This is a genomic window from Mesorhizobium sp. B2-6-1 (assembly GCF_006440475.1).
Lineage (GTDB): Bacteria > Pseudomonadota > Alphaproteobacteria > Rhizobiales > Rhizobiaceae > Mesorhizobium.
Genome location: NZ_VFUH01000003.1, coordinates 465,177 through 490,779, shown reverse-complemented (window position 1 = coordinate 490,779; position 25,603 = coordinate 465,177). Strand labels below are relative to the sequence as shown.

The following is a 25,603-nucleotide window of genomic DNA, read 5'->3' as shown; positions in this document are numbered from 1 at the left end:
GCCGGCATCGACGGTTGGCGTCAATGTTCAAGCGCCGGCGCTCGCAGGAAGGAGGTGGGCCTGGCCCACCTCCCGGGAGACGAAACCCTATGCCTCGGTCGTCTTCAGAGCGATGAACGTCATGGTCTTGACGCTCGACGCGGTGCGGTCCCAGTTCGCCGCCAGCGCCAGCTCCGCGTCGGTGGCGAATTCGCCGGCGGTGGAGGCGTCGAGGAAGCGGGTGCCCGGCACATGCGGCACGAAATGCCGGCGGCCGACCATTTCCGTCACCCCGCCGCCATGGCCCTGGCGCGGCTTGCGGTCGAACTCGAGCGGCCCGCCTTCGGTGTTCACGGGCAGCTCGTTCCACAGGATCGCCTTGTCCTTGAACATGAACGCGGTGTAGACGCCCGCCGCCTGCGGGATGTCGTCGTCGACCACGCAGCGCAGCCCCATGTAATAGGGGATGAGCGGCCCGCCCTGCTGCGAGGACGGCACATAGTCGATGAGGTCGGCGAGCTTCAGCGCTTTCATCTGCTTGGAATGAATCCAGAGGGTGCGGAACTTGTCGGCACGGTCGCCCATCAGGTAGGCCGCCTCGATGATGTCGGTGTCGACGATGGAGGTGCCGGTGGCGCGCACCAGGTCGCCGCCGTCATTGGCCAGATTGTCGGCGACGACACCTTTGAGCATGCCGATCAAGGTCAGCTTGTTGGCGCGCTGCCAGTACTCGGTCTGCCGCTTGACGATCAGCTTCTGCGGATCGTCGCCCGCCAGGATGGAGGTCAGGTCGGGAACGCCCCACGCCTGGGCGCGGACATTGCGGGCGGCGACCTCGCGGCGCGAGCCGATCTTCTTCATCTCGATGGAATCGGCCGGGTCGTCATTGACCGGCTCGGACGGATCGTTGCCGAGGTCCTTCCAGCCGGGCATGTCGACGGAACGGCCGCCCATCGACAGTTTCGAGGAGATGGCCGGATCGGAAAACAGGATGCCGGCCTGGTAGATTTCGAGCGACTGGACGTGCTCCTCGAAAGCGTATTGGGCATAAACGGACGGAACGATCGCGTCCGCGATACGGGTATAGGCGTCTGCCATTTTGTCTTTCCTTTGAGAGATTGATCGGCGGCTGATGCGTCGGGATCAGAGCGGGTTGTTCGGCATCCAGAGATCCGGGTTTTCGCCCGCTTCCCTGGCCAGCCGCCGGGCGCGTTGAGGGTCGCTTTTGACAAGGGCTGAAATGGCCGAAACGTTGCGCTCGCCGGCGGCGTTGCGCCGGAAGGGGTTTTGCCCCCGCGGCGCCGCGTCGGCGTCGATCGTGTCTTCGCGGAACATCGCCTCGCCGATCGCCTGGAAGGCCCTGGCGATCTGCGGATCGGTCAGGGCGCCGTCGGGCAGAAGGATGCCCTTCTGCTTGTAGGCATCGACCAGGCCGAGCTTCTTCATCGCCCGGTTGGCCACCTCCAGCTTCTGGCGAAAGCCATCGCTGTCGGCCGGGCCCCAATCCTTGACGAGGTCGTCATGGGTGGCTTCGACCGAGCGGGCGAGCGCTGCCTGCTGGGCCGCCGCCTGCTCGGCCATGTAGCCGACGAACCTGTCATGATAGGCCTGGGCGATCTTCGGCGTGGCGCCGGCTTCGACCGCCCAGGCCTTGGACGCCTGGGCGAGTTCGTCCGAATAGGCGAAGGTTTCCGGCAGGCCGTCGGGCCGCCGGTATTCGACCTTTTCGGGCGATGTCAGCGGACGCATCGCCTCGGGCAGCCGGGCATGGAATTTGTCCCAGTCTTCCTTCGGCGCGTCCCTGGCTGGAACGCGCAGGCTTTCGCCCTGCCGCCGCTCCAGCTCCGCATAGGATGTGAAAACCCGATCGAGGCTTTCAGGCTTGGTCCAGCCCTTGGCTTCAGCAAGCTTGCGGTTGCCTTCGGAAAGACCGTCAAACCAACTTTTGCCGGCAAGCCCGGCGGACCCGTTATCCGCGCCTGCCGGTGGCCGTTCCGGGTTGCCCGCCGGCTGCGACGAGGCAGCCACGGACCCGGCATCTGCCAGATCTGTCATGTGATGTTCCTTTTGAGGGTTAGGTTGGAAGTGAGCTGGTGGCAGGCCGGCGGGCCAGAGGGCAGGCGGGCCAGAGGGCAGGCGGGACAGCGCCCGATCGGCAGCGCGATCTCTATGGACAGGCACTTGAGCTGCGTGTTCCATGCACAACACGAAGAGCGCGACGTCGAAAAGGCAGCCATGCTCAGTTCAAGCACACGACCAAGCCGGGTCGGGTTACGGTTACGCATCCCAAGCGGGACATCCCGATCGGCACGCTGAAGAGCATCGAAAAGCAATCCGGTCTCAAGTTGAGGTAGACAGATGCGCCAGTATATCGGACTGATCCACAAGGAAGCAGGCAGCGATTTCGGCGTCTCCTTCCCCGATTTTCCCGGCGTGGTGACTGCCGGTACGACACTGGACGATGCCCGTGCCATGGCGCAGGAAGCGCTCGCTTTTCATGTCGATGGTCTGGTCGAGGATGGCGAGGCCATTCCCGACCCCTCGTCGCTCGAGCAAGTGATGGCGGACAAGGATAATCTTACCGGTGTGGCCGTTCTGATCCCCCTGAAGATCGAGACAACGAGGGTGGTACGGGTCAATGTCACCATCCCCGAAGATATCCTCGGCGAGATCGACGACTATGCAAAACGACACGGCTATAGCCGTTCGGATTTCTGATCGCCGCCGCCAGGAAGATCATCGAGGCGGCCTAGGCCGGCTGAATCATTTTGACAGGCACCGGCGCTAGCGCCTTGTTCGAAAGAGGTGTTTTCGCGCCGTCGGTTCATCAACGTCCGAGAAACCATGTCTTATATCGTGACAGCCTGTGCCGCCGTTCCGCCGCAATGCGGCCGCACGGGACGATCGATAGGGATTTCGGATATTTAAGGGAGACGTCACATGAACCTTCATAAAGTCATTGCCGCCGTTTTGATGGCCGCCGCGCTGGCGGGCTGCGCGCAGACGGAAGGCCAGCAGCGGGCCGGAACCGGTGCGCTGATCGGCGGCGCCGGCGGCGCCCTCGTCGGCCAGGCCATCGGCGGCAACACCAAGAGCACGGTCATCGGCGCGGCCAGCGGCGCGCTGCTCGGCGCCGTCGTCGGCTCAGCCACCACCCCGCAGCGCCGCGGCGACCAGCTCTGCCGCTACCAGGACCGCTACGGCCGCATCTACACCGCGCCTTGCGACGACCGCTATTACAACGGCGATTATTGAGGCGCCGAACAGCGACACAGCCGATCTCCCCCCTTGTGGGGGAGATGTCCGGCAGGACAGAGGGGGGCGCCGTAGAGCGCCGACCTCGGTCGCCGCCGAACTTTGAACATGGCCATATGTTTGTCGTCTAGGGCCCGGCTTGAGCGACCGCTCGTGATTTGATCGCCGTGCGATGAACACGGCAAGGCCGGCGGGACAGCGCCCCCCTCTGCCCTGCCGGGCATCCCCCCGCAAGGGGGGAGATCGGCGCTTCAGCGCCTCACCTCTCCTCCTCCCGTGCCGCCTTTTCCAGCGCCACGAGCTGCGCCTCGTCCAGCGTCAGGAACCCCATAATGTGCTGCACCACTTCGGCGCGCGCGTTGCTGAGCGCGCTGTGCAGCTCGAAGCCATTGGGGGTTCTGGTCCGCGCCATCCACTCGCCGTATGACGGGCGCCTGAAATAGCCGACCGTCGCCGCGAGATCGGCCAGCACCATTTCGCCGTCCTCGCCGGAAAACACGCGCATATACGCCTTGGCCAGCGCCTCGCGCGCTTTGGCGGGGCCGCCGCTTTGCGACGCGTGGGCGAAGCGTTTGCGGCTCATGCGCGCTGTCCGGCCGGCATCGCGCCCTGGGCGCCGGCATCAGGTGCCGGCCCATCGGCGGTGCCGCCCTGCAGCATGCCTTGCAGGCCTTCGAGCAGGCCGCTGTCGCGCGCCTGCACGGCCGCCGGCACCGCGTCCTTGGCCACCTTGCCGGCGGTGGCGATCGCCGCCATGCCGGCCTGCGCCTGGCTGGCCTTGGCCCTCGCGTCGCGCAGGCCCGCCACCTCATCCTTGCGGCGGAAGATGCGCTGCGGGCTGCGGCCGGCGCTCTGCACGATCTTGAGCGCCTCGTCGCTGTCGATATTGTCCATCACATCAGGGTCGAACTGCGCCATCTGCATGGCCGTGGTCACCAGCTGGATGGTGTCGCGCGCTTCCGCCGAGCGGCGCAAGACATCGAGCGGACCGGTGAAGGTCGGCCGCACCGCCTTGCCCGCCAGGCTCGCCGGCGGCAGGAACCGGCTGTCCTCGTCATAGAGGCCCTTGTCCTCCAATATGCCGAGCTCGCGGTCGAGATTGGTGGCAAAGCCCGCCTGGATGATCGAGCCCGACGGCCCGAGCAGCGCGCCCTTCTCCTCCTGGCGGATCAGCGCCTCGGTGGCGGTCATCTGCGGGTTCTGCACCAGGGTCTGGAACAGGTTGACGAACATCATGTCGCGGATCTCCTCCGCCCGGCTCGCCGCATAGTCGAAGGCGTAGCTCGGGTTCTGCCCGGTGGTGATCGGCGCGATCAGCGGCCTGCCATTGTCGTCGATGAGGCCCGGATAATTCTCGCCCGGATCGAGCACCGGCACATAGTCGAGCCTGGCCTTCGACGCCGTCGGCGGATCGGTGATCTGTTGCAGCGCGCGCAGGCCCGAGCGGCGGACCGCGTTTTCCTCGCGCACGGTCGTCAAGGCTTCGATGGTCGGCGAGATGCCATAGGCGTCGCCCTCGTAGCGGCGCCAGTTGAAGGCCGACACCGGGAAGGTGCGAAAACCGCTCTCGCGCACGATCTCCTCCTCGTCCTCGATGACGTGGTAGGAGGCAAAGGCGGCGTCGAGATAGCGGTAGCTTCCGCCCGAGCGGTACATGCGGCGCTCGTCACGCGGCTGGATGCACTGGATGAGCGCGATCTTCTCCTCGCATTTGGCGGGATCGTCGACCAGCGTCCTGATGCGCGCCGGCAGTTTTTCGTAGCCGAGCAGCTGCGCCGCCTGGCGCGCGGTGCGTTCGTAGCGGCGGTGGAAGATGTCGACCTGGCCCCAGCGGTTGCGCGAGAGATAGCCTTCCACCACCGGGATCGAGGCGTAGCGGATCAGCGTCGAACCGAAACCTTCCTCGGCATAGAGATAGGCCGGACCGTAGCGCACGACATTGCGCAGGCAGGCTTGCGTCGCCGGCACGAAATTGGAATTGGCGGAGTAGCGCAGCGAAAACAGGAAGTCGCGCAGGTTTTCCGCCCATTCCTTTTCCTCGTCGGTCTCCTCGTCGTCCATCTCGGCGGTGGTCAGCCCGTGCCATTTCTCCGACTGCGGGATGATCAGGCTTTCCAGCCCGGCGGCCAGCCGGTTGGCGGCCGAGTTGATGGTGTTGGCGTAGACACGGGCGCCGCGCCGCTCCTGCCGCTCGGCCTGGCTGTCGCCGCGGCGGGCACCGCGCCCGGAGCGGATATCGGGCGCATCGGGATCGCAGAACTCCGCCACCGCCTCCCATACGGGCTCGTAGGCGGCGCGCTCGCTCACGAGCTCGGACTGGCGGGAAAGAATATCGCGGGCGCGGGAATCGCTGGTCATGGGGGCCTCGTTAAAACTGGGGGATCTCCCCCCTTGAGGGGGAGATGGCCGCAAAGCGGCCAGAGGGGGTCGGATCGACCGGGTTCGGCCTTCTGCAACAGAAGGAGGTTAGCGCTTCATGCGAGGCGACCCCCTCTGTCGCCTCCGGCGACATCTCCCCCTCAAGGGGGGAGATCGGCAGCTTCAGCCGACGATGTCATTCTTTTGCGCGGTTCTTGGTCTAGGAACGTCTCGCGGCGGGGTTTTGCAGGAGGTCGATGTGACGACGACAAGCCTTGCCGCCCTGAAGAACCAGAGCAAACGTACCGTTAAACGGCTCATCGGCTATGATTCCCGCAACTGGCTGCGCATCCGCCAGATCGAAGCCTTCACCACTTTCCTGACGGCCGCCAACCGCAAATCGCGCGACGTGATCGAGATCTCGCCCGGCTGGAACCGCTACTGGAAGGCGATGTGCCCCAACTATCGCTCGGTCGACTTCCCCGATTTCGACATCTGCAAGGATCGCACCGACGAGCAATATTCCATCGTCATCGCCGACCAGGTGCTGGAACATGTGCAGCGGCCGCAGGCGGCGGCGCGGAACATCCACGCCATGACCCGCGAGGGCGGCTGGGCGATGGTGGCGACGCCCTTCCTGTTTCGCGTACACGCCAGGCCGCACGACTACAACAGGTGGACGCCGGCCGGCCTGAAGCAGCTGATGGTCGATGGCGGCTTCGCCGAGGACAACGTCCAGGCGTTCGGCTGGGGCAACAAGGCCTGCGCCCGCGCCCACATAGGCGGCCCGGTCCGCGCCTACGGCCTGTGGCGGGACCTCAGCAACGACGAGGAATACCCGATGATGGTCTGGGCGTTCGCGAAGAAGGGATGAGCGGTGGAAGCTGCCAATCTCCCCCCTCGTGGGGGAGATTGGCAGCGTTCACCCGCCACGCCGCTTCACCAACCTTGCATGCCGTCTCCAATACCACCAGTCCAGCACGCGCCGGCGAAAACTGCGCTTCATCGCGGTCATGGTTACACCCCCAAAAGCACGCGGCGCTGGCCGGCGAGGCTGCCGGGCGCCAGATCGGTCTTTATGGTGCTGGCCGTGCCCTGGCGTTGTTCGAGCTCAGCCCGAAGTGCTGCTTCGCGCGCCTGCACGTCCTTATCCCCGGCCGTCGGCACTGCCGGCAGCGGCTTCAGTTCCGGTGGTTTTTGAAACAGACACATGGTTCCAGCCTTCTCTTGTCCAGTCGTAGAGGAAAAAATCTTCGCCGTTCCGGCCATATCCGGGCAGCAGGCAACGTTGCGTGGCGCCCAGCCGCGCAAGCCAGCGCAGCGCCAGTTCATTGCCGGCCAGCGCCCGCGCCTCGACCCGCCAGGCACCGCGGGCGGAAACTTGCGGACCGAGCACCGCGTGAAAGAACTCCGTAATCCCGGGCACGCAGCGCCTCATGCGGCGCGTGCCCCAGCTCCAGGCGATCCAAAGCCCGCTCCGCTGTTCGGCCGCGCCGAAGCCGGCCTCCGGATTGCCGCCGAGCTCGGCCACATAGGCAAACCCTTGCAGCGCGGTGAGCGCCAGCAGCGCCGGCGACCAGTAGTCGAGCTGGCAATCGATCTCGGCGCGATCCTCGGGCCGCAAATTGGCGGCGATATAGGAGAGATCGCGCAGGGTCGCGGGGATGATGCGGAGGGTCATGCGGATGCCAGAGCCCGGGGGATAAGGTTCATCTGTGTGAGTGCCGCGTGAAAAATTCACGCCCTTGACCGGTCTCCTCTCCGGTGACCTACTTCGACCATAGAATGCGGGAGCAAAACATCGGTCATCCAATTGAAGGGAGACGGGCGAATGGACATTCGATCGGCGCTGACGCAGATATCTGAGGCCTTCAACGCGCACGATCTCGATCGGATCATGGCGTTCTTTTCCGACGACTGCATCCTGGAGATGCCGAGGGGAGGCAATCCTTGGGGCTCTCGTTTCGAGGGCAAGGAAAACGTACGGCAAGCACTGGCGACACGCTTTGAAGGCTTGCCCGATGTCCACTACGGCAACGCCGAGCATTTTGTGGATTCGACCGCCAATACCGGCATCTCGAAATGGATCCTCACAGGTACCACCCGCGAGGGGGAGAAAAAGGAGGTCAGGGGTTGCGACTTCTACACGTTTCGCGACGGCAAGGTGATCCGCAAGGATTCATATTGGAAAATCGTGGAGTAGGCCCCGCAGGGACATCGCAGCGCGGGCTATCGGGCCGGCGCCGGAGCGCCCGTTTCCTCCAGCGGGAATTGCGCTGCCGCGACGCTCCGAAGAGCCCTCCGCCCTCACCTGAACGCCCCCAGCGGATCGCTCTGCCCCTTCGCCCGTCTCGCAGTCCTGAACTCCGCCGGATCGACCACCGCTTCCCTGAGCATCATCACGCCATAACGCGTCGCCGCCATCAAATCGTCGCGAAGTTTGACCACCTGGCCGTCCTTGCGATGATAGAGCCGGAACTCCTCGAACCAGGGGACAAGCGTCGAAAACACCTTGAACCGGCCGGACTGCATGCGGTCGAGCATCTCCATCAGCCCGGCCTCGACCGAGACCGAACCGTCGGGGAATTGCGCGTGGCGCGACAGCATGTTCAGCCCGTGCGCGGCATATTGCTTGGCGAGCGCGGTGCCCGCCCCTTCCAGCGTTTCGCGGCGGCCGTCGCGCGGCCACGCCCAGGGCAGCCATTCGCCCCAAGGCTTCAGGGTCAGCGCCTGCATGGCGGGAGTCTGCTGCGAGGCGCGCGCGGCCTTGGCGACATAGACGACGTCGGCCTCCGTATCCCAGGCGAGCTCGACCGCGGCGGAAGGGTGGTCCCAGCCGAAATCGAGCGCCCCGATGCGCGGCCAGTAGCGCGGCAGCCGGAACGGCGCGCAGGCAATCAGCTCCTCCGCCACCGGAAAGATGCGGCCGGACCCCAGCACCGGAATGCCCCGGGCGCGGGCCTCGCGCTCATGCGCGGGATAGGCGGCAACGATCGCCGCGCGCTCCTCGGGCGAATAATGCTCGGCGTCGTCGATGGTCATGAAGGTGACGTGACGGGACATGGGGGATCCTGAATCACTTTCGAGATAATCGATGTAGCGTCTTGTGAAGGCTACGTTTTTCGGACCAACGTCGCGCCGCCCCTCACCTGCCTGCTGGCATCCTCTCCCCGTATAGTGACGGGGAGAGGGGTGCTGTTGTCGACGATTTCGCCAATCGCGAACGTTCAAGAATCGGCGCCGAGATTGCGGCCAGCTCCCTTCTCCCCGTCATTACGGGGAGAAGGTGGCGGCAGCCGGATGAGGGGCAGCGCCGACGAAGGGGAGCAAGCGCCAAGTGCGATGCCGCTCGTCCCCAATCAGTTTCTTCTCCATCACCCCTTCCCCATCCCCTCCACCTTCGCCGCCGACAAAAACAGCAGCACCACATCGGACATGCCGAGCAGCGGCGTGAAGGTGACGACGGTGATGCCGCCGGTGGCGTTGGTGCGGGTGAGGCCCTCGGAATAAATGTCGAGCGGCGGTTCCTCGTCGAACCAGACGCCGTGCAGCGTTTCGCCCTGCCATTTCTCGCGGCCCTTCTCGAAACTCTTGAACGACAGCACGCTCTCGCCGGCCTGCACGTCGCCGCCGCCGCCATGGCGCACCACGATGCTGTCGAGCGCGCCCGGCGCGCCGCGGCCCATCATGGTGTCGACGATGGCATCGGCCGGGATCATGCCGGTGCCCCATTGCGCCTGCTGCTGCGGCGGGCCGACCAGCACGCGCTGCGGATTGTCGCGCGTGCCCTCGCCGGTCACGCCGGCGGCCCACAGCCGCACGGGCGCATCGAAAACCTTGCCTTGCCACCACGCGGGATAGCGGCCGGTCAGGTGCATGGCCCATTCGGCGCCGCCGGCGCGGGTCTTGCCGAGCTGGTTGCCGGCCATGAACAGCCGCTCGCGGTTGGCGGCGCCTGCCGCGTGAAACGCCGCCTGCCTGGCATAGGGCCGGTAGGCGGCAAGCTGGTTGGTACGACGCCTGCGGTCAAGCTCCGCCAGCAGCGCCAGATATTCCGTCCTCGCCGCCACCGGCGATGTCTTCGAGGAACGGTTTGACCGCGGCTTCGAGCGCGCGGATGCGGCTGCGGATCTCTTCATCGCTCAGGGCATCCAGATGGTTGACGGCGACATCGAAATCCTTGGGCAGCACCGAAAGCACGATCTTCAGATACTGGTCAGGCTTGTCGGCCCGCACTTCGGCGATGACGCCGGCGCCATGGGCGCGGAAATCGGCGCGCACGGCGGCGAGAAAGTCGTCGCCCAGCGTTTTCTTCGGGCGTTTGCGGCGGGTCTCCGGCGCGGTTTCCGGGCTTGCGCTCCGGCTGGCGGCCGGCTTGCGCCCCTTGCCGCGCGCCGGCACTGCGGCGGTTTCGTCAGCCATGGCCCGTCACCGTCTCGGCGTCGCCGGCGCGGGCCTTGGCCTTCGACGGCGCGGACTTGACCGACCGGACCCGCTTCTTCTTCGAGCGGGCGGATTTCTTCCTGGCATTCGTGCCGCCCTTCGGCCGCCCGGCAAGCTTTGCGGCGCCCGGCAGGCCCTTCAGGCCCGCCATCACGAGGCCGACGGCGCCGCTATGAATCGCTGGCTGCGGGAAAGCGAAGCCGCCGGCCGCGTCTCGAACCATGCCGATCAGCACGCCGATTGCGACCTGCTCGATCCGGCCGAGCCGCGTCTGCGGCGCCGCACCCTCGAATTCGCCAATGGCGCTGACGACCTCAAGGCCGTCATCCCCGGTGATGATGGTGGCATAGCGTGGCATGGCGGGTTCTCTGGTAAGCAGCGTGGCCGCAAGGAGAGTGCATGTGATGTCGCGTCCCTTCGCGCCCCCCTCTGTCCTGCCGGACATCTCCCCCACGAGGGGGGAGATTTCAGCTTCGGCGCCTCGCTTTTTCTCCAACGTTGGCGATTGGCGAAAGCCGGGACAACAGCCGATCTCCCCACCCGTGGGGGAGATGGCCGGCAGGCCAGAGGGGGGCGCCGTAGAGCGCCATCGTTCGAAGAGGAAAGCAAAACCAGAAACACAAAACCCGCCTCGGCGGCGGGTCATCGGCGCAACTCAGCACCATAGATAAAAACATAGCATAGTTGCCTTCACCCCGTCAACAGCTTTTAGGAAAAAATTCCTAATTATATACGTGACAAAGTCACGGTCAGGAATTTGTCCTATGTCGCGTGACAGGCTGGAAAATCTGATCCTCTTTGGGAATCGTCTTCATCGTGATAGTTCGAGAACGCTGTATGAGCGGAGGCGCGTTCCCGTGACTGTCTGTGTTGCTGCCCTATTTAGCTACAACTACGCACTGCCGGGGAGTCCTCCGCAATGGGGAAGCGCGGCAATCATGGCATCTGACGAAATGATAACTGTTGGCGACATCCAATACGAATCGTCGCAGCAGAAAGTGGCAGTTCTTGCGTCAAAAAGTTTGCTTATGATTGCTGGCGACTACGCAATTCATTCTGAAGCAATACAAGGAACGGTAAGCCAATTGAAAGGCAAAGCTGAACCTCATCCCCAAAAGATCGCGCTAATTTATGGACAAGAGATCCAAAAAGTTAAGAGAAGGCACGCCGAAGACGTTATTTTGGCTCCGCTCGGTATGAATACCGATACGTTTCTTGCTCAAATGAAGGATATGACGGACTCCTTCGCCAACGAAATTAAAGAACAACTCCAACGATTTTCCGGGCATAGTGTAGAGGCTATCATAGTTGGATCGGACGGGGACGCCGTACACATGTACGAGGTCGATTCGCGCGGTTCTGTAAGCTGCATGGATGACGTGCAATTTCATGCAATAGGTGCGGGCGCGTGGCATGCCAAGTCACACCTAATGCAGGCCGGATACGCGAGGACTTTCACCAATTTGGCGACCGCGATGGCACAGACGTACACCGCCAAGCGCCGCGCCGAACTCGCTCCTGGTGTTGGGAAACCCACCGACATGCACTTGGTGTTAAAGGACCAGTGGTATCCTATATCCAGAGCTGACATTGCCAAGCTGGATGAATTATATGCCGAGTACACCAACCAGCAATCCGCGCTGGCGCTTGAAACTGTCGCTAAGTTACAGGAACATCTCAATGCCATCGGACCAAAAAACGCAGCAATCGGAATTGCGGGAGACAGTGAGGCTGATGGGGAAGCTGGCGAACTCGCATCCCCAACCGCACAAGGAAATGAAGCGACAGAAGAAGCGGCCGCCCGCCCCCATATCCTCGGTCAAGAAAAAGGGGCTGCCTGACGTTTAAGGCGCGCTCGCAAAGCCACTAGGCGTTTTGCTAACTGCCTTCGTGTTCTAGTCCTGATTAGGCTACCGGTAGGTGAGGCGCTTGCCTTCGATACCCTCATCAATTAGTCAACGCGCATCTGGTCAGAGAAACCAAGCTTAGCGCGGCGATTATGCCTGAAATCGAACTCGGCAAGGTAGCGGTGCAAGTGCGCTTTGCCGCAATACTGATAGACGCCAACCATGCCGCGCTTGAAGGCCGAGAACTCGTTTTCGATTGTGTTGGTGGACGATGCGGTCGGCTTCGTAGCGAACATATTCGCCGCCAGCGTGTTTCACGGTGGCATGGTCCGCGAACTCTTCGCCGGTGAACATGTAGGAGTTGGACTCGTCGGTCATGAGCGTTGATTTGCGGTCGGCATTGCGGACCAGCACGTCGCGCACGGACCCCTTCGTAGCGCGCTCGACATGGAAGGAACGAACCGAGCCGCCGCGCTCGACCAGCGCCACGATAGAGTGCTTGGACGAGTTAGACGGCTTGCCGCGAATGGTGCGCTTCTTGATCGTGTCCTTGGGTCCAAAATAGGTCTCGTCGGCCTCAATGATCTTGCCTTCGCCGCCAAGCGGGCCTGAAGACTACACGTCTTCCTTCATGGCTTCACGGATGCGATGAGCCATGAACGATGCGGTCTTGTAGGTGACGCCAAGCATGCGGTGCAGCTGGTGCGCGCTCATGCCTTTCTTCGAAGCGCCAAGCAGATGCATTGCAAGCCACCAGGCATCCCCCGCAGCGAATGCACGCCTTCACGGCATGGGCAAACAGGATCAGCCCAACTAATGAACCGGGGCTTCGTCACAATCTCGCTGTGAAGGTCGCTAAGCGCGTTGAATGAAGATCCGCTCGAATATCGCGCCAATACCCAGCACGACCGGCGCTCTTGTTTCGGCGGCGCCAGAATCAAAAACCCGCCTCGGGGGCGGGTCATCGGCGCAACTCAGCACCATAGATAAAAACATAGCATAGTTGCCTTCACCCCGTCAACAGTCTTTAAGAAAAAAATCCTATCTTGCCCGTCCCAGCGTGATCCTCCCCCGGGCCTGCCGGCCTTATCAGTTGGGTGCTGGAGCATTGACCGCGAATTGCGCGGCGAACGCCCTGGCATAGGCGGGCCGGGCTTCGCCGCGGGCCACATAGGCAGCCAGGTTTTGATATTCGTCCAGAATGCCCGACATTCTGAGCCGCAGCAGCACAGATACCATCAACAGATCGCCCGCGCTGAACGCGCCGTCGAGCCAGTCGGCGCCGCCCAGATGGGCCGAGAGCCTGTCCAGCCGGGCGCGAACGCGGTCCTTCACCAATGGCAGGCGCTCCTCGCTCCAGGGCTTGTCGGCCTCGAATATTTTTGCCGTCGTCAGTTCGAGGATCGGCAGCTCGACGGTGTTGAGCGCGGCAAACATCCAGGTGATGGCGCGGGCGCGGGCATCGCGATCCTCCGGCAGCAGCCCCGGATACCGCTCGGCAAGGTGGAAGACGATCGAGCCGGTCTCGAACAGGCAGAGCGAACCGTCCTCGTAGGTGGGGATCTGGCCGAAGGGCTGAATGGCCAGATGGTCGGGCGCCTTCATCTCGGCATGGGAAACAAGACGAACCTCGTAGGGCTGGCCCACTTCCTCGAGCGCCCAGCGAACGCGCGTGTCGCGCGCCAGTCCCTTGCCGCCGTCGGGCGACCGTTCAAATGCCGTAATGGTGATTGTCATCGCATCCGCTTCCTTGCCTGTTTCCTGGGCTTCCTGGCGATGACGAACAAGCCTGCGCGGCAGCCCGACATCGGTCTTGAACTATTTTCCTTGCCGGGCGCGGATCGCGAATGGATGTCCGCGCGTTCTGAACGCCTATGCACGCCGCCTCAAAGTGACCTCGGTTTTGGGCGACATGCGTAGGCCGATACCTGCAAGTGCGTCGCACGGGCCCTGTTCAGCGTGACGCGCCTCACCGATGGGAGCAACCGCCATGAACGTCGCCAACCTGCAACTCGAGGGCCTGCTGATGGCCGTCGCATCGATCAACCACGTCCTGGTCAGGAAGGGCGTGCTGACATCAGAGGAGATCGACATCGCCCTGCGCAAGGCCGAAGCCGGCGAAACCAGCGAGGAGCGGTCCGAGGGCATGTCGGCGTCGAGCCGCGACGCCGTCAATTTCCCGATCCGGCTGCTGGAGCTCGCCAACCAGTGCCAGCCCGAAGCTGACATGCCGTCCTTTTCGAAACTGGCGCGCATGGTCGGCCAGATGAAGGAACCCTACAACGACCAGATGTAGCTACGCCCTGCCCGGCCATCCCGGATTGAGCGAAAGCACGCGGCCCGGCCCGTGCACGGCGGCGAACAGCAGCCCGGCCAGGAAGGAAAAATGGTCGACGAAGAAGCCGAATTCCGCCTGGTTGCCGGCCCAGTGGCTCGGTCCGTGGAAGGCGAAGCCGAGGAACAGCACGTAAACCGCCGCGACCAGTGCGGCCGGCGTGAAGAAGGCGCCGGTGAGGAAAGCGATCACCAGCAGCACCTCCAGTATCGCCGCGCACCAGGCCAGGAACAGCGGAAACGGAAAGCCGGCGGCCGCGATATAGCCGGCGGTGGCGCCCATGCCCATGAACTTGAACGTCACCGCCATCAGGAAGACGGCCGCGAAGATCAGGCGGGCGATGAGCAAGGCGGCGGTCTGCCACGGCGATTGGACGGTTGGCGACGGCATGGTTGTTCTCCCGTTTCGTTTGCTTGTCTTACCCAATTCCGGATGGAAACCGAACCTTCCTGGAATTGCTCCTAGGACGCGCCACGCACCGCGCATCCGACATGTCCGCCGAAGTTTTTTCCGGATGTCGTGATCGGCGCCACATGATCGGGCCGCTGCCGCAAAAACCGGAGTCCGCTTTGCCGGCTCCTTGATCCTTGATAAAGCGGGCCGCATCGGCCCTGATGTATCTCGCCGCCATGCGCCTGGAGCCGGCCTGAGGCGGCGGAGCCGATATCCGGTCCGGGTGATCGCCAAAGCGCGCAAAAGCCGCTATGGAACCAGCGGCGTCAAATGCTGTTATGTATGACCGCAGGGTCGCGCCGCGACGGCGGCGCGCCGGGGGTGGAAAGTGAGGCTCGGCATGGCGGACGACAAATCGAAGATCAAGCAGGATCGCAAGCTGGTTTCGAGCGAGGAAACCTATGAGGTTGCCGCTTTCGCCCGCAAATACGGCATCCCGCAGAGCGAGGCCCAGACCATCATCAAGCGCTACGGGCCCTCGAGGAAGAAGCTCGACAACCACATGGCCGCGCGCGGATAGCTCGGCGCGACCGGCGTTGGAAGCGTTGCCCGGGGCAGGACCCCGGGCGCATTGCGGCACCGAATGGTTGGAGGCCACGACCATGCCCGACACCGCGCGCAGAACCGGCAGCTGCCTTTGCGGCGGCGTGCAGTTCACCGTCAGCGGTCCGCCCCTGCGGGTGGGTCTCTGCCATTGCAAGGATTGCCGCAAGACCAGCGGCTCCGCCTTTGCCGCCTTTGCCATCTGGCCGCGCCAGGCGTTCGAGACATCGGGCATTCTCGGCACCTATGCCGGCCGCGGCTTCTGCCCGACCTGCGGCAGCCGTGTCGCCTCGCTCAGCGACGACGAAGCCGAGGTGATGATCGGCAGCCTGGACGTGGCGCCGACCGATCTCATGCCGGAGTACGAATTGTGGATCGGCCGGCGCGAATCCTGGCTGCATGCCTTGCCCGATACGCGGCAGTTCGAGCACGACCGGCCCGCCGCGCAGGCTCCCGGCCCGCCGCCGCCGAGGCCGCTGTCGGACGCAGCTCCCGGCGGCTGAAAATTAGTCGAAAAGTTTAGCGGCTGCGACGGAACCCCGGAACGGCGGCCGGCGTTATCGGGCGCCTCAGTTTCAATGGAGATCGCCGTGAACGACAAGTTCTTTCCCCGTCCGGTCAGGCTGAAGGTCGGACCGGCCCGCGAGCGCGTGGTGCGCAGCGCCTGGGAAGGCCTGGAATGCCTGCGCGACTGGCCCGGCAAGCACGGCCGGCGCTACCGCGCCGCATGGCGCAGCTGCCGCGATGCCCTCGATGGCTGGACCCCGGCCGAGAAGGCGATGCGGGCCATGATCGATGCCGGGCGCGAGGCGGAATTTCTGCCCGGCAACGGCAAATCCTGAAAGCCTGCCGCCTCAAGGGGCGGTTCGGAACCCGATAGCTGCATCGCGGCAAGCCGCCGGCTACTGTTTCGGCGGCTGCGGCGGCACTTCACCCGGTTTGATCACCGGCGTCTTGCCTTCGTTGGGCGCCGGCGCGGCCATGCCCTGGTCGCCTGTGGGCGGCGGCTTCAGCACGCCGCCGCAATCGTTCAGCGTCTCGGTCAGCGTGTTGTCGGTCGGCTGCTGGTTGCCGTCGGGCTTGGCCCGGCATTTTTCGCTGGGCGCCTGCTTGTCGGGGTTCTGCTGCTCGGCCTGTGCCAGCGCCGCGGCGGGCGCGGCGAGCATCAGGCTGACGGACATGATGGCGAGAAGTCTCATCTCGGCCTCCTTTCCGGGTTGGGCCGCCCTCACCGGCCGCCCAATGGTCGATGGCTTGCCTTCGATGGCTTGCCTCAATAACCGCCGACGATCGGCAGGATTTCGCCGGTGATGTAGCTGGAGCATTGCGGCGAGGCCAGGAACACATAGGCGGGCGCGATTTCCTCCGGCTGGGCGGGCCGCTTCATCGGCGTCTTGGCGCCGAACTGCGATACGTCCTGCGCCTCCTTCTCCGACGGATTGAGCGGCGTCCACACCGGCCCCGGCGCCACAGCGTTGACGCGGATGCCCTTGCCGACGAGGTTGCCCGACAGCGCCCGGGTGAAGGCATGGATGCCGCCCTTGGTCATGGAGTAGTCGACCAGGTCCTTCGATCCCTCGATGCCGGTGACCGAACCGGTATTGATGATGGCCGAACCCGGCTTCATATGCGCCACCGCCTCCTGCGCCATATGGAAGTAGCCGTAGAGGTTGGTCTTCAGCGTGGTATCGAAATGCTCCTCGGTCAGGTCCGCGAAATCGGTGGAATGGATCTGGAAGGCGGCGTTGTTGACCAGCACGTCGAGCCGCCCCAGTTCCTTCACGATCCTTGCCACGGCCTTGGCGCAGAAGGCGCGATTGCCGACATCGCCGCGCAAGGCGAGGCAGCGGCGGCCCTCCGCCTCGACCGCTTGCTTGGTCGCCTCCGCGTCGCGGTCCTCGCTGAGGTAGACGATGGCGATGTCGGCGCCCTCACGCGCGAACAGCACCGCCACCGCCCGGCCGATCCCGGAATCGCCGCCGGTGATCAACGCCGCCTTGCCCTCCAGCTTTCCCGAACCGCGCCAGAACGGCGCGTCATAGAGCGGCGCCGGCTCGATGGCCCATTCCTCGCCGGGCTTGGGATGATGCTGGGCGGGAAAAGGCGGCGCGGGATATTTTCGCGCGCCGGCCTGCATGGCGCCGTCGCCCTTGGGCTTGGCCTTGGCGCGGTCCTTGGCGTCGACCTTGCGCTGGATGCTGCGCTGCTTGCTGGTTGCTTTCGAACTGTCGCTCTGGGTGCTGGTCGGCATGGTCATCTCCTCTGTGTTTGGACCGGAGACATCCCGAACCTCCTCGCGCAACGCGCGGAACTGTTCGCGATGTCTTCGGTCCAAAGCCCTGCTGGCAAGGACAACGCATGTCGGCGGAAAAAGTTGGCGGCTTTCGCAGGCACGCATTGCAACCCTCGCATCCTGCCGCCGTTTCGCCTGCCGGAGGCAATCATGTTCGAAGGTTTTCAGACCCTCGAGGTCGACTGCGGGGATGCCCGCATCTTCGCCCGGCGCGCCGGCGACGGGCCCGCCGTCCTTCTGCTGCACGGCTTTCCGCAGACGCATCTGATGTGGCGCGACGTGGCGCCACGCCTGGCGGACCGGTTCACCGTCATATGCGCCGACCTGCGCGGCTATGGCGCCAGCTCATGCCCGGCGTCGAGCGCCGATCACGCCCCTTACGCCAAGCGCGCCATGGCCCGCGACATGGTGGCGCTGATGGCCGAGCTCGGCTTTTCCAGCTTCATGGTCGCCGGCCATGATCGCGGCGGGCGTGTCGCCTACCGCCTCGCGCTCGACCATCCCGACCGCGTCGAAAGGCTTGCCGTGCTCGACATCGTGCCCACCGCCGACGCCTGGGACCGGGCCGACGCCAGGCTGGCGCTCGGCTATTGGCCGTGGTCGTTGCTGGCGCAGCCGGAGCCGCTGCCGGAAAAGCTCCTGGCGGGCGCGGCCGACGCGATCGTCGATGACGCCCTGGGCGGCTGGGGCTCGGCGCCAGAGACGTTTTCCGCCGGCGTGCGCCAGGCCTATGTCGAGGCGCTGCGCGATCCCGCCCATGCCCATGCGATCTGCGAGGAGTACCGGGCGGCCGCGAGGCTCGACCGCGAGCACGACCATGCCGACCGCGCCGCCGGCCGACGCATCGCCTGCGCGGTGCTGGCGCTGTGGAGCGGGCAAGGCGCGCTCGCCGAATGGTATGCCGGCAAATGCGGACCGCTGGCCTTGTGGCGCGGCTGGGCCGGCGATCTGCGCGGCCATGCGGTCCAGGGCGGGCATTTCTTTCCCGAAGAAGCACCCGCGCAAACGGCCGCCGAATTGAGCGATTTCTTCGCCGGTCCCGAAACTGCCCGTCAGGGCAACGCCAGAAAAAGTGCCTAGCGGTTTCCCACGTACCACTTTCCCTGGGGAATCGCGTCGAAACGTCTGGAGCGGTTCAGCGGGAACCTTCCCAACCGGCCGCGACCAGGGGAATTGGAACCACATCATTGGCTGCGCAGTTGCAGGGGCATCGAATGAACCCGGGAGCAGATCCATGCCACGCGGAGAAAAATCGAAATACACCGACAAGCAGGAGCGCAAGGCAGACCACATCGCCGAAGGCTACGAGCATCGCGGCGTGTCCGAGAAGGAAGCCGAGCGCCGAGCCTGGGCCACCGTCAACAAGGATGATGGCGGCGGCAAGAAGGAGGGCGGCTCCGGCCGCGGCAAGCACACCGGCCATCCCGCCGCGCACAAGGGCGGCGAAAAGGGCGGCAAGGCTTCCGCCTCGCGTTCGGCCGCGAGCCGGTCGGCATCGGCCAGGAAGGCAGCCGCGACCCGCAAGCGCAACGAAGCGCACGCCCATTGATGCGCGGGCGACCGGGCCGCGAAATTCCTATGCGCCTTGCCTGCCCTCGCCCGGGCCGCTCTTGATCAGATCGTCGCCCGGCGGATCATCGAAGTTGGGCTCGGCCGGATTGTCGGACGGCGGCCTTTGCGGACAGTCCTCGTAGCCGTGGTCGCGGCCGCCGCAGAACGAACAGCACATGGCTTCGCGCTCCCTGTTCCCGGGCGGCCATCGCGGGGTTTGGTAAGGCTTCCTGCCGAGCATGCCCAGCAATGCGCGAGGCGCGATTTGGTTGCGCGCCCGCGCCGTCCCTCGCAAGAGAAGACGCCGGCTGTTGCGCAACCGCCGGACAAAGTGCGAATCTCCCCGGCATGCCGCAACCAAGCTTAATCGCCCGGCGTTGCGGATCATGCCTTGGAGAGACCGCCATGTCCGTTCGAATCCTGTTGCCGACCGTGGCTGCCATGCTTGCCGCCACCGGCCTGGCCGAAGCCCGGCCCGACAGCCGCGCCATGAGCTGCGCGCAGATCCGCGCCATGATCCAGAGCCACCGCGCCGTCGTGCTGACCACCGGCCCCAATACCTATGACCGCTATGTCAGGCAGTTCGGCAATGAATGCGATTGGCCCGAAGTGCCGATGTCGGCCTATATCCCGGCGCGCGACGGGCACTGTCCGGTCTACCGCTGCGAGGAGCCGGTCAACAATTTCCCGAATTGACCGGTCGGCCAGGCGCCGCATCGACGTTCGGGGATTGCCGCATCCCTGCCTGAAACCATTCCGAGGGGCCGGCGTTGACGCGTGGGGTGGCCGCCACAGGAGATGCCCATGACCGTCAACTGCCGCGTATCCATCGACAACCGGCCTCAATCGATCGAGGCCGTTTTCCAGGCCGTGCCCCGGATCGGCGAGAGCGTTTCGCTGTCCGTCGACGGTAACGCCCAGGACCTGCGCGTTTCGCGTGTCGTGCATGTGCCCGACGGTTCGCTCGAAGGGGCTGCGATCATCATCGAGGTGACGCCCAACATCCTGTAGTCGCCTGAATCCGCCAAGGCGGCAGCTTTCAGATGCCTAAGCCGATCGTCTGGCCGGCGTCTTCCATAGGGTGCTGCGGCACGATGATCGACGCCAGCGGCGCGTTCAGCACCCATCTGAAATAGCCGGGCGAGCGCTCGATCACGGCGGACCCGCCGAGCGACTGCGGCGCCACCCTTTGCAGGACAACGGTGCCGAACCCCTTGCGCGTGGTGTCGTCGCGCTCGTCTCCGCCGCTATAGGGGGGCGACCGCTCCTCCCAGACAAGTTGGAATTCGCGTTCGGCCAGAGCGTCGTCGCTCATGCTCCAGGTCACCTCGACCCGGCCGGAATCGCTGGCGAGCGCTCCATACTTGGACGAATTGGTGCCGAGCTCGTGGAAAGCCATGCCGAGATTCTGCACCGCATTCGACTGCAAGGTCAGCAGCGGTCCCGAAAGCAGTATCTGCTCCTCGCGGCCGAACGGTTTGAGATGTTCCTGGACCAGGTCGAACAGGCTGGCTCCCGCCCAGTTCGAGGTGACCAGCAGATCGTGCGAGCGTGACAGCGCCATGATGCGGGCGCGGATCATCTCCTCGAACTCGCGCGGGTCCTGCGAGCGCTTGCTGGTTTCCCTGACCATCGACAGGATCACCGCAAACTGGTTCTTGACGCGATGGTTGACCTCGCGCATCAGCATCTTGATCCGGCGCTCGTTCTCCCTGCTGGCGCTGATGTCGCGGGCGATCTTCGAGGCGCCGACGATCTCGCCGCTGGCGTTCCTGATCGGCGACACCGTCAGCGAAACGGCAATGAAGGTGCCGTCCTTGCGCTTTCGCGTCGTCTCGTAGCTCGCGAGGCGTTCGCCGCGGCGGACCTTGGCGATGATCTCGGTTTCCTCGTTCTTGAGGTGGTCGGGGATGAGCATCAGGATCGACTGCCCCAACGCTTCCTCCGCGCTGTAGCCGAACATGCGTTCGGCCGCCTGGTTCCAGCTTTTGATGATGCTGTTCAGGTCCTTGCTGATGATGGCGTCGAAGGAGGAATCGACGATCGCCGCCAGCTGCGCATCGGCCGTTGCGTCCTGTTTTTCACCGCTTGCTATGTCAGCCATTGCCCCGCCAGGTGTCAGCCTATAGCCACTAGATAACGCGTGCGCCGGACAAGGCAATCACCTTGAAGCGGCCTGCTGCTTCAACTTCATCGAAATCGCCTCGCCGGCTGGAGTGATCGAGGGGAAGGTCGTTCCGCAGATCAGGGCGGCCGGCATCGGAGACGCCAGCGACCATACAAAATGGTTTTCGAGCACCAGGACAGAGCGGACATTCAAGTCCATGGGCACCGGAAGCGCGGAACCCGTCCTTGCGGACCGGCATCACCTGAATGTCACCGCGCCTCAGTCAGAATGGCCGTCGCCCACATTGCCGTTGCCGCCCGGGGTGGACAGCAGTCCGAAGTCCTGGGACTTGACGCCCTGCTCCGCCGCCAGGAATCCGTCCGAGGCGAGGCCACGCCGCAAGAGCTCCCTGACCGCGGCCGAGCGGCTCGGCATGCGCTTGTCGAAGCGCCAGTTCTCCAATGCCGCCAGTTCATCGGCGGTCAGCATGACCTGCAAGCGTTCAGGACGTTCCAGTTCAGTCACGGCACTTCCTCGCAAAACCCAATACGCGAATGAGTATCTGTCTCATTCCACTAATAATTAGGATAGCAATCCTAACACGTCAAGGTCGGCAAATACGCGACCTCCCCATCCTGCTCATGATGACTATAAAGCGTCGGGCGCGCCTTTGCGTAACCATGCTAACTAACTGATATATATCGACTATTTTCATATTTTCGCTTGCCAGACGCCGATGCGAGGCGCATGCTACAAAGGCAAAACCAGTCCAGGAGGTTTCGATGCGGTATGACTACTCGACGCGGTTGCGCGATGACGTTCAATCCGCGGTCACGACGGCTTTCAGGACGTACGGCATCGTCAACATCACCGCGGTGGCCGAACGGATCAGGCTCAGGAACCTCGACGAAAACGTTGCTCTCGAGGACGTCGAGCACCTGGTCCTGGCGGCCGCCCAACTGCTTGGAGCCGCCATCGAATTCGAGGGCCTGACCATGATCGACCGCTTGCCGGACGCTCATGTCAACGGCCGCCCCGGCGGACCGGCCCCTGCCCTGAAGCGCCTCGTCTGAACAGATTTGAGGCGACGCGCTAAGTCATTTCGGGCGACCTGCATCAGGGCTCCGGTGGCCGGGCGAGCCCGCTGGACGCCGCCTACCTGTGGAAATTGAGCGCGCGCGCTGTATGGTGTTTGAATTCCCCCCTCTGGAGAACACGCCATGACGCTCGACACACGCAAGCTCGGCAGCCAGGGGCTGCGGGTCTCGGCCATCGGCCTCGGCTGCATGGGCATGAGCCAGTCCTACGGCCCGGCCGACGAAGCCGAATCCATCGCCACGCTGCACCGCGCCATCGAACTCGGCTGCACCTTCCTCGACACCGCCGAGGTGTATGGCCCTTACGCCAATGAGGCGCTGCTCGGCCGCGCCTTGAAGGGCAAGCGCGACCAGGTGACCATCGCCACCAAATTCGGCTTTCGCATCGAAAATGGCCGGCAGGTCGGCACCGAACGCGACAGCAGGCCGCAAACCATCAGGGCGGCGGTTGAAGGGTCGTTGAAGCGGCTCGCCACCGACCATATCGACCTTCTCTACCAGCACCGTGTCGATCCAGCCGTGCCGGCCGAGGATGTCGCCGGCACGGTCGGCGAGCTGGTCAAACAGGGCAAGGTCCGCTTCTTCGGCCTGTCGGAGGCGGGAGCCGCGAACATCCAGCGGGCGCACGCCGTGTTTCCGGTCTCGGCGCTGCAGAGCGAGTACTCGCTGTGGGAGCGCAATCTCGAGCCGGAAATCATTCCCCTGCTGCGGCAAACCGGCATCGGCCTGGTGCCGTTCTCACCGCTCGGCCGCGGCTTCCTGACCGGCGGCGCCAAGCGCGCCGAGGACTATCCGGAAGGCGATTACCGCCGCGGCGACCCGCGCTACCAGGGCGCGAACTACGACGCCAATGTCGAGGCCGCCGCGAAGGTCCGCGACATCGCCGCCGTGAAAGGCGTCAAGCCAGGGCAGATCGCGCTGGCCTGGCTCCTGGAGAAGGGCAATGTCTTCGGTGTCGACATCGTGCCGATCCCCGGCACCAAGCGGACCAAATATCTGGAAGAAAATGTCGCCGCGGCGTCGCTGAAACTGGAGGCCGCCGAGATGGCGGCGCTCGACGACGCGCTGGCCCCGGGGAAGGTCTCCGGCCCGCGCTACGGCGACCGCACCATGGTGATGATCGACCGATAGGTTCGCACGTCGCCGGTGAATCGGGCCTATTCCACCGGTGCCGGCTTTTGCCGAGGATCAGGCCGCAACCGCTGGTGCAGTTCCCTGCCGGCATGCAGGGTCCGGTCCGCCAGCGCGGCGAGTGTTCCGCGCAACGTCCTTGTTCCCAGCACCGAATCCAGCGTCACCGACTGGGTCGCGAAGCGCCGCTTGAAATCCTCGCCGCCGCACAGGAAGTCGACCATCGTCAGTCCCCTGTCGATCGACCACTGGATGTAGTCCATCATCAGCACCATGCCGGGAGACGCCCGTTCGACATCCGGATCGTAGGTCGTGACGAAGGCCATCATCGTGTTGCGCTGGACGAAATTGATCGAGACCGCCACCACCATCCCGGCGCATTCCAGCACGAAGACATGCAGGAGCCCTTCCCTGGCCAGCACCGCGACCAGCGCGGCCAGGGCCGGCGACCCCTCATCGAACAGGTTGGATTCGTGTCCGCGCGCGGCGAGCCATTTGCGCTTGAACTCGGCGAGCCTGTCGAGGACGGGCTGCATCGGCTCGTCCGGCGACATGAGGCGGAATCGCACTTCGCCGCCCTCCTCGAGGAATTTGCGGCCACGGCGATAATTCTGGCGCATCTTCTTCGTTTGTTCCCCGAACCAGTCCGCGCCCGTCCGCCATGGCCCCGCGACCCGGAAGCTGGTTTCGCTGCGGCGGTTCGGGCGGAGCGCCATCTTGGGCGCCGAAGCGGGAGCAAGCAGCGTGCGCATCGCGGCGTCCGGCAGCAGGCGGTTCAGATAGACGAGATCGAAGCCGCCCGCGGCCGAAATTTCCTGCCATAGCGCCGCGACCGCCGCCGGATCGCAGTCCGGCGCGACCAGCACGTCGCCATAGTCGCTGTGGTCCTTGGCAGCCCATTCCAGGACGTTGACGCCCTTGCGCCGCACCGTCGCCAGCGGGATGACGGCGTCGATCCGGTCACCGTTCCAGACGAGGCCGATCCTGAGACCACGCAGCTCCCGGTCCGGGGCCGTCTGCCACCACGCCGTGACCCAGGCGTGGCTTTGAAAGATCAGCCCCTCCGCCCGGCGCCACAGCTCCGCCCAGGCCGGCCCGACCGACGCGAGGCGCTCCTCGGAGGTGACGATCTCCAAAGCGCCGGCCTTCGGGCCCGCGATCGCGGCGTGAGCGTTCATGGCTGCGGGCTCCGTGTCGGCTCGGACGAAGCGCGGCGGCGGAACCGCCGGGCGATGTGCCCCCACATCTTCTTGAGCGGCAGCACGTAAAGCCCCGACAGGGATTGATAGTCGCGCGCGCCGCGTTCCATCAATCCGAACCTGAAATCCTCATCGGGCTTGGGCACGCACAATGTTCCGAACAGCCGGTCCCAGAACGAGAACAGCAAGCCGAAATTCTTGTCGTAGTGCCTTGGATCGACGCTGTGGTGCAGTTGGTGCCAATGCGGGCACAGCACGATGTTGTTGAGCGGCCCGAACGATATCTTGAAATGGGTGTGCCTGACGAAATCCATCATCAGGATATTGCGCATGACGTAGACGTTGACGCCGAAGATCGTCACTTCGACGAGGTTAAGCGACAAAAGGGTCCAGATGCCGAAGCAGATCCCGGGTATGACGCCGTCCCAGGCGCGGTTCATGAGCTCGTCGAGCGGATGAACCCTGTCCTTGGTGATCCCGACCATCACCTCCGCCGAGTGATGCACCTTGTGCAGCTCCCAGAGGAACGGGAAGCGGTGCTGGGCCACATGGTAGAGGTAATAGGATATGTCGTAGGCGATCAGCATCGTCACCGTGAAGATGACGATCGTCACCGCTCCCGGCGGTCCCGGCAGCAGCGGCGGCTCGATCTGGAGGAGTGCCGCCAGCGTCCGATTCGTCGCGTAGCCGACGGCGACGACGAAGGTCACGCCCGCGGGCAGCATTAGGAAGGGCATAATCGCCTTGCGGGTGATCCAGAAAAGCAGGTCCGCCCGCGCCGAGGGGTGCGTGACGATCTCGTTGGGAAAGACGAAATCGAAGAATTCCCTGAAGCTCTTGCGCTCCGCCGTCCGCCAATAGGCGATCAGGGCGCTGCCCAGCGCGGTCAGCAGCAAAAGGCCGGCCGAAAGCAGGCTGGAGCCGGACAACTTGTCCAGGATCCTTTCGATGATGCCGGCAATCGACATGGGCCCACTCATTTATGCAACCGAAGCTTGACTTGTAGAAAGCG

The 25,603-nt window shown here is 64.5% G+C and carries 34 protein-coding genes and 2 pseudogenes; 16 read left to right on the top strand and 20 right to left on the bottom strand.

The genetic code is table 11. The features are described from left to right. Positions 1-87: 87 nt before the first annotated feature. Together FJ443_RS10190 and FJ443_RS10185 are read right to left on the bottom strand one after the other, a co-directional pair. Positions 88-1,077: a Coat protein gene (locus FJ443_RS10190; RefSeq protein ID WP_140567611.1), complete on the bottom strand. Its 990-nt coding sequence runs from the start codon at positions 1,075-1,077 to the stop codon at positions 88-90. A 45-nt stretch (positions 1,078-1,122) separates the two neighbouring features. Beyond that, entirely contained in the window at positions 1,123-2,034 is a 912-nt protein-coding gene (locus FJ443_RS10185; RefSeq protein ID WP_140663764.1) for a hypothetical protein, read from the bottom strand. Between the two features lie 131 nt (positions 2,035-2,165). On the opposite strand from FJ443_RS10185, the gene FJ443_RS10180 reads away from it, so the two are divergent. From FJ443_RS10180 to FJ443_RS10170, 3 genes are all read left to right on the top strand, one after another. After that, positions 2,166-2,333 carry a type II toxin-antitoxin system HicA family toxin gene (locus FJ443_RS10180; protein ID WP_140500170.1) on the top strand — a complete coding sequence of 56 codons (168 nt, stop codon included), beginning with the start codon at positions 2,166-2,168 and terminating at the stop codon, positions 2,331-2,333. 4 nt (positions 2,334-2,337) lie between these two features. Then, the gene (locus tag FJ443_RS10175) at positions 2,338-2,697 is read left to right on the top strand and encodes a type II toxin-antitoxin system HicB family antitoxin (RefSeq protein ID WP_140663762.1); all 360 of its coding nucleotides are present in this window, start codon (positions 2,338-2,340) and stop codon (positions 2,695-2,697) included. Positions 2,698-2,919: 222 nt separating this feature from the next. After that, the gene (locus FJ443_RS10170) at positions 2,920-3,234 is read left to right on the top strand and encodes a YMGG-like glycine zipper-containing protein (RefSeq protein WP_140663760.1); all 315 of its coding nucleotides are present in this window, start codon (positions 2,920-2,922) and stop codon (positions 3,232-3,234) included. Positions 3,235-3,493: 259 nt separating this feature from the next. Here the strand turns inward: FJ443_RS10170 and FJ443_RS10165 are convergent, their stop codons facing one another. Together FJ443_RS10165 and FJ443_RS10160 are read right to left on the bottom strand one after the other, a co-directional pair. Beyond that, positions 3,494-3,817 (bottom strand): hypothetical protein, encoded by a 324-nt coding sequence (locus FJ443_RS10165; RefSeq protein ID WP_140623028.1) that lies wholly within the window; start codon positions 3,815-3,817, stop codon positions 3,494-3,496. Continuing rightward, positions 3,814-5,592, bottom strand: a complete 1,779-nt coding sequence (locus tag FJ443_RS10160; RefSeq protein WP_140663757.1) for a portal protein — start codon at positions 5,590-5,592, stop codon at positions 3,814-3,816. Before FJ443_RS10160 ends, FJ443_RS10165 begins: the two co-directional genes overlap by 4 nt. 259 nt (positions 5,593-5,851) lie before the next feature. Between FJ443_RS10160 and FJ443_RS10155 the strand changes: the two genes are divergently transcribed. Further along, positions 5,852-6,466 (top strand): methyltransferase domain-containing protein, encoded by a 615-nt coding sequence (locus FJ443_RS10155; protein WP_224519113.1) that lies wholly within the window; start codon positions 5,852-5,854, stop codon positions 6,464-6,466. A 143-nt stretch (positions 6,467-6,609) separates the two neighbouring features. Here FJ443_RS10155 and FJ443_RS31955 read toward each other — a convergent pair whose 3' ends face one another. Then, the gene (locus FJ443_RS31955; protein WP_263486360.1) at positions 6,610-6,735 is read right to left on the bottom strand and encodes a hypothetical protein; all 126 of its coding nucleotides are present in this window, start codon (positions 6,733-6,735) and stop codon (positions 6,610-6,612) included. A 4-nt stretch (positions 6,736-6,739) separates the two neighbouring features. Next, positions 6,740-7,273: a hypothetical protein gene (locus tag FJ443_RS10150; RefSeq protein WP_140663755.1), complete on the bottom strand. Its 534-nt coding sequence runs from the start codon at positions 7,271-7,273 to the stop codon at positions 6,740-6,742. A gap of 150 nt (positions 7,274-7,423) precedes the next feature. Between FJ443_RS10150 and FJ443_RS10145 the strand changes: the two genes are divergently transcribed. Then, positions 7,424-7,795 (top strand): nuclear transport factor 2 family protein, encoded by a 372-nt coding sequence (locus FJ443_RS10145; RefSeq protein WP_140521521.1) that lies wholly within the window; start codon positions 7,424-7,426, stop codon positions 7,793-7,795. Positions 7,796-7,899: 104 nt separating this feature from the next. Here FJ443_RS10145 and FJ443_RS10140 read toward each other — a convergent pair whose 3' ends face one another. From FJ443_RS10140 to FJ443_RS31635, 4 genes and pseudogenes are all read right to left on the bottom strand, one after another. Continuing rightward, positions 7,900-8,655, bottom strand: coding sequence for a terminase family protein (locus tag FJ443_RS10140; RefSeq protein WP_140630708.1), 756 nt, complete (start codon positions 8,653-8,655; stop codon positions 7,900-7,902). Between the two features lie 347 nt (positions 8,656-9,002). Then, positions 9,003-9,662: pseudogene (locus tag FJ443_RS10135) on the bottom strand (terminase family protein); the annotation flags it as partial. After that, entirely contained in the window at positions 9,619-10,014 is a 396-nt protein-coding gene (locus tag FJ443_RS10130; protein WP_140499976.1) for a hypothetical protein, read from the bottom strand. The pseudogene FJ443_RS10135 and the gene FJ443_RS10130, both read right to left, overlap by 44 nt. Further along, positions 10,007-10,393, bottom strand: coding sequence for a hypothetical protein (locus FJ443_RS31635; protein WP_224647124.1), 387 nt, complete (start codon positions 10,391-10,393; stop codon positions 10,007-10,009). Before FJ443_RS31635 ends, FJ443_RS10130 begins: the two co-directional genes overlap by 8 nt. A gap of 580 nt (positions 10,394-10,973) precedes the next feature. Between FJ443_RS31635 and FJ443_RS10115 the strand changes: the two genes are divergently transcribed. Next, positions 10,974-11,876, top strand: a complete 903-nt coding sequence (locus FJ443_RS10115; RefSeq protein ID WP_140663751.1) for a hypothetical protein — start codon at positions 10,974-10,976, stop codon at positions 11,874-11,876. Positions 11,877-11,989: 113 nt separating this feature from the next. Here FJ443_RS10115 and FJ443_RS10110 read toward each other — a convergent pair. After that, a pseudogene (locus tag FJ443_RS10110) lies at positions 11,990-12,620 on the bottom strand (IS1595 family transposase); the annotation flags it as partial. 351 nt (positions 12,621-12,971) lie between these two features. Further along, complete coding sequence (locus FJ443_RS10105; protein ID WP_140663747.1) at positions 12,972-13,619, bottom strand: glutathione S-transferase family protein; 648 nt, start codon at positions 13,617-13,619, stop codon at positions 12,972-12,974. A 253-nt stretch (positions 13,620-13,872) separates the two neighbouring features. Between FJ443_RS10105 and FJ443_RS10100 the strand changes: the two genes are divergently transcribed. After that, positions 13,873-14,178: a hypothetical protein gene (locus FJ443_RS10100; protein ID WP_140499979.1), complete on the top strand. Its 306-nt coding sequence runs from the start codon at positions 13,873-13,875 to the stop codon at positions 14,176-14,178. Here FJ443_RS10100 and FJ443_RS10095 read toward each other — a convergent pair whose 3' ends face one another. Then, positions 14,179-14,607, bottom strand: a complete 429-nt coding sequence (locus FJ443_RS10095; protein ID WP_140515969.1) for a DoxX family protein — start codon at positions 14,605-14,607, stop codon at positions 14,179-14,181. It lies immediately after the preceding gene. A gap of 403 nt (positions 14,608-15,010) precedes the next feature. Here FJ443_RS10095 and FJ443_RS10090 point away from each other — a divergent pair, with 403 nt between their 5' ends. The 3 genes from FJ443_RS10090 to FJ443_RS10080 all read left to right on the top strand — a co-directional run bounded on the left by FJ443_RS10090 (position 15,011) and on the right by FJ443_RS10080 (position 16,055). After that, the gene (locus FJ443_RS10090; RefSeq protein WP_115144153.1) at positions 15,011-15,190 is read left to right on the top strand and encodes a DUF3606 domain-containing protein; all 180 of its coding nucleotides are present in this window, start codon (positions 15,011-15,013) and stop codon (positions 15,188-15,190) included. Positions 15,191-15,272: 82 nt separating this feature from the next. Continuing rightward, a complete protein-coding gene (locus FJ443_RS10085; protein ID WP_140582355.1) occupies positions 15,273-15,716 on the top strand; it encodes a GFA family protein in 444 nt (147 codons plus the stop codon). Between the two features lie 87 nt (positions 15,717-15,803). Continuing rightward, the gene (locus tag FJ443_RS10080) at positions 15,804-16,055 is read left to right on the top strand and encodes a DUF982 domain-containing protein (protein ID WP_140499984.1); all 252 of its coding nucleotides are present in this window, start codon (positions 15,804-15,806) and stop codon (positions 16,053-16,055) included. Positions 16,056-16,115: 60 nt separating this feature from the next. Here the strand turns inward: FJ443_RS10080 and FJ443_RS10075 are convergent, their stop codons facing one another. After that, on the bottom strand, positions 16,116-16,412 hold the full coding sequence (locus tag FJ443_RS10075) for a hypothetical protein (protein ID WP_140499986.1): 297 nt from the start codon (positions 16,410-16,412) through the stop codon (positions 16,116-16,118). Positions 16,413-16,486: 74 nt separating this feature from the next. Continuing rightward, complete coding sequence (locus FJ443_RS10070) at positions 16,487-17,464, bottom strand: SDR family oxidoreductase (protein ID WP_140663745.1); 978 nt, start codon at positions 17,462-17,464, stop codon at positions 16,487-16,489. 192 nt (positions 17,465-17,656) lie between these two features. On the opposite strand from FJ443_RS10070, the gene FJ443_RS10065 reads away from it, so the two are divergent. Beyond that, positions 17,657-18,586: an alpha/beta hydrolase gene (locus FJ443_RS10065; RefSeq protein ID WP_140663743.1), complete on the top strand. Its 930-nt coding sequence runs from the start codon at positions 17,657-17,659 to the stop codon at positions 18,584-18,586. Positions 18,587-18,740: 154 nt separating this feature from the next. After that, entirely contained in the window at positions 18,741-19,055 is a 315-nt protein-coding gene (locus FJ443_RS10060) for a plasmid stabilization protein (RefSeq protein WP_140515975.1), read from the top strand. A gap of 27 nt (positions 19,056-19,082) precedes the next feature. Here FJ443_RS10060 and FJ443_RS31125 read toward each other — a convergent pair whose 3' ends face one another. Further along, positions 19,083-19,235, bottom strand: coding sequence for a hypothetical protein (locus FJ443_RS31125; protein ID WP_181167215.1), 153 nt, complete (start codon positions 19,233-19,235; stop codon positions 19,083-19,085). 227 nt (positions 19,236-19,462) lie between these two features. Between FJ443_RS31125 and FJ443_RS10055 the strand changes: the two genes are divergently transcribed. After that, on the top strand, positions 19,463-19,753 hold the full coding sequence (locus tag FJ443_RS10055; protein WP_140521515.1) for a hypothetical protein: 291 nt from the start codon (positions 19,463-19,465) through the stop codon (positions 19,751-19,753). 108 nt (positions 19,754-19,861) lie between these two features. Then, positions 19,862-20,068 (top strand): hypothetical protein, encoded by a 207-nt coding sequence (locus FJ443_RS10050; RefSeq protein WP_140663741.1) that lies wholly within the window; start codon positions 19,862-19,864, stop codon positions 20,066-20,068. Between the two features lie 28 nt (positions 20,069-20,096). Here FJ443_RS10050 and FJ443_RS10045 read toward each other — a convergent pair whose 3' ends face one another. Both FJ443_RS10045 and FJ443_RS10040 read right to left on the bottom strand, forming a co-directional pair. After that, positions 20,097-21,161, bottom strand: coding sequence for a PAS domain S-box protein (locus FJ443_RS10045; RefSeq protein ID WP_140663739.1), 1,065 nt, complete (start codon positions 21,159-21,161; stop codon positions 20,097-20,099). A gap of 282 nt (positions 21,162-21,443) precedes the next feature. Next, complete coding sequence (locus tag FJ443_RS10040; protein ID WP_140499998.1) at positions 21,444-21,689, bottom strand: hypothetical protein; 246 nt, start codon at positions 21,687-21,689, stop codon at positions 21,444-21,446. A 257-nt stretch (positions 21,690-21,946) separates the two neighbouring features. On the opposite strand from FJ443_RS10040, the gene FJ443_RS10035 reads away from it, so the two are divergent. Further along, positions 21,947-22,237, top strand: a complete 291-nt coding sequence (locus FJ443_RS10035) for a hypothetical protein (RefSeq protein WP_224519116.1) — start codon at positions 21,947-21,949, stop codon at positions 22,235-22,237. Between the two features lie 147 nt (positions 22,238-22,384). After that, a complete protein-coding gene (locus FJ443_RS10030; RefSeq protein WP_140663737.1) occupies positions 22,385-23,392 on the top strand; it encodes an aldo/keto reductase in 1,008 nt (335 codons plus the stop codon). Positions 23,393-23,418: 26 nt separating this feature from the next. On the opposite strand, the gene FJ443_RS10025 is transcribed toward FJ443_RS10030, so the two are convergent. Both FJ443_RS10025 and FJ443_RS10020 read right to left on the bottom strand, forming a co-directional pair. Continuing rightward, on the bottom strand, positions 23,419-24,570 hold the full coding sequence (locus tag FJ443_RS10025) for a GNAT family N-acetyltransferase (RefSeq protein WP_140568015.1): 1,152 nt from the start codon (positions 24,568-24,570) through the stop codon (positions 23,419-23,421). After that, a complete protein-coding gene (locus FJ443_RS10020) occupies positions 24,567-25,571 on the bottom strand; it encodes a sterol desaturase family protein (protein WP_246681210.1) in 1,005 nt (334 codons plus the stop codon). The genes FJ443_RS10025 and FJ443_RS10020 overlap by 4 nt, the downstream gene beginning before the upstream one ends. Positions 25,572-25,603 lie beyond the last annotated feature (32 nt).

Coding starts and splice junctions, on each gene's coding strand:
- FJ443_RS10100 (WP_140499979.1), top strand. CDS start 13,873: ATGAACGTCGCCAACCTGCAACTCGAGGGCCTGCTGATGGCCGTCGCA.
- FJ443_RS10140 (WP_140630708.1), bottom strand. CDS start 8,655: ATGTCCCGTCACGTCACCTTCATGACCATCGACGACGCCGAGCATTAT.
- FJ443_RS10025 (WP_140568015.1), bottom strand. CDS start 24,570: ATGAACGCTCACGCCGCGATCGCGGGCCCGAAGGCCGGCGCTTTGGAG.
- FJ443_RS10145 (WP_140521521.1), top strand. CDS start 7,424: ATGGACATTCGATCGGCGCTGACGCAGATATCTGAGGCCTTCAACGCG.
- FJ443_RS10065 (WP_140663743.1), top strand. CDS start 17,657: ATGTTCGAAGGTTTTCAGACCCTCGAGGTCGACTGCGGGGATGCCCGC.
- FJ443_RS10070 (WP_140663745.1), bottom strand. CDS start 17,464: ATGCCGACCAGCACCCAGAGCGACAGTTCGAAAGCAACCAGCAAGCAG.
- FJ443_RS10190 (WP_140567611.1), bottom strand. CDS start 1,077: ATGGCAGACGCCTATACCCGTATCGCGGACGCGATCGTTCCGTCCGTT.
- FJ443_RS10150 (WP_140663755.1), bottom strand. CDS start 7,273: ATGACCCTCCGCATCATCCCCGCGACCCTGCGCGATCTCTCCTATATC.
- FJ443_RS10090 (WP_115144153.1), top strand. CDS start 15,011: ATGGCGGACGACAAATCGAAGATCAAGCAGGATCGCAAGCTGGTTTCG.
- FJ443_RS10095 (WP_140515969.1), bottom strand. CDS start 14,607: ATGCCGTCGCCAACCGTCCAATCGCCGTGGCAGACCGCCGCCTTGCTC.
- FJ443_RS10085 (WP_140582355.1), top strand. CDS start 15,273: ATGCCCGACACCGCGCGCAGAACCGGCAGCTGCCTTTGCGGCGGCGTG.
- FJ443_RS31635 (WP_224647124.1), bottom strand. CDS start 10,393: ATGCCACGCTATGCCACCATCATCACCGGGGATGACGGCCTTGAGGTC.
- FJ443_RS10035 (WP_224519116.1), top strand. CDS start 21,947: ATGCGGTATGACTACTCGACGCGGTTGCGCGATGACGTTCAATCCGCG.
- FJ443_RS10060 (WP_140515975.1), top strand. CDS start 18,741: ATGCCACGCGGAGAAAAATCGAAATACACCGACAAGCAGGAGCGCAAG.
- FJ443_RS10160 (WP_140663757.1), bottom strand. CDS start 5,592: ATGACCAGCGATTCCCGCGCCCGCGATATTCTTTCCCGCCAGTCCGAG.
- FJ443_RS10055 (WP_140521515.1), top strand. CDS start 19,463: ATGTCCGTTCGAATCCTGTTGCCGACCGTGGCTGCCATGCTTGCCGCC.
- FJ443_RS10030 (WP_140663737.1), top strand. CDS start 22,385: ATGACGCTCGACACACGCAAGCTCGGCAGCCAGGGGCTGCGGGTCTCG.
- FJ443_RS10050 (WP_140663741.1), top strand. CDS start 19,862: ATGACCGTCAACTGCCGCGTATCCATCGACAACCGGCCTCAATCGATC.
- FJ443_RS10020 (WP_246681210.1), bottom strand. CDS start 25,571: ATGAGTGGGCCCATGTCGATTGCCGGCATCATCGAAAGGATCCTGGAC.
- FJ443_RS10105 (WP_140663747.1), bottom strand. CDS start 13,619: ATGACAATCACCATTACGGCATTTGAACGGTCGCCCGACGGCGGCAAG.
- FJ443_RS10170 (WP_140663760.1), top strand. CDS start 2,920: ATGAACCTTCATAAAGTCATTGCCGCCGTTTTGATGGCCGCCGCGCTG.
- FJ443_RS10175 (WP_140663762.1), top strand. CDS start 2,338: ATGCGCCAGTATATCGGACTGATCCACAAGGAAGCAGGCAGCGATTTC.
- FJ443_RS10165 (WP_140623028.1), bottom strand. CDS start 3,817: ATGAGCCGCAAACGCTTCGCCCACGCGTCGCAAAGCGGCGGCCCCGCC.
- FJ443_RS10185 (WP_140663764.1), bottom strand. CDS start 2,034: ATGACAGATCTGGCAGATGCCGGGTCCGTGGCTGCCTCGTCGCAGCCG.
- FJ443_RS10115 (WP_140663751.1), top strand. CDS start 10,974: ATGGCATCTGACGAAATGATAACTGTTGGCGACATCCAATACGAATCG.
- FJ443_RS10045 (WP_140663739.1), bottom strand. CDS start 21,161: ATGGCTGACATAGCAAGCGGTGAAAAACAGGACGCAACGGCCGATGCG.
- FJ443_RS31125 (WP_181167215.1), bottom strand. CDS start 19,235: ATGTGCTGTTCGTTCTGCGGCGGCCGCGACCACGGCTACGAGGACTGT.
- FJ443_RS10075 (WP_140499986.1), bottom strand. CDS start 16,412: ATGAGACTTCTCGCCATCATGTCCGTCAGCCTGATGCTCGCCGCGCCC.
- FJ443_RS10130 (WP_140499976.1), bottom strand. CDS start 10,014: ATGGCTGACGAAACCGCCGCAGTGCCGGCGCGCGGCAAGGGGCGCAAG.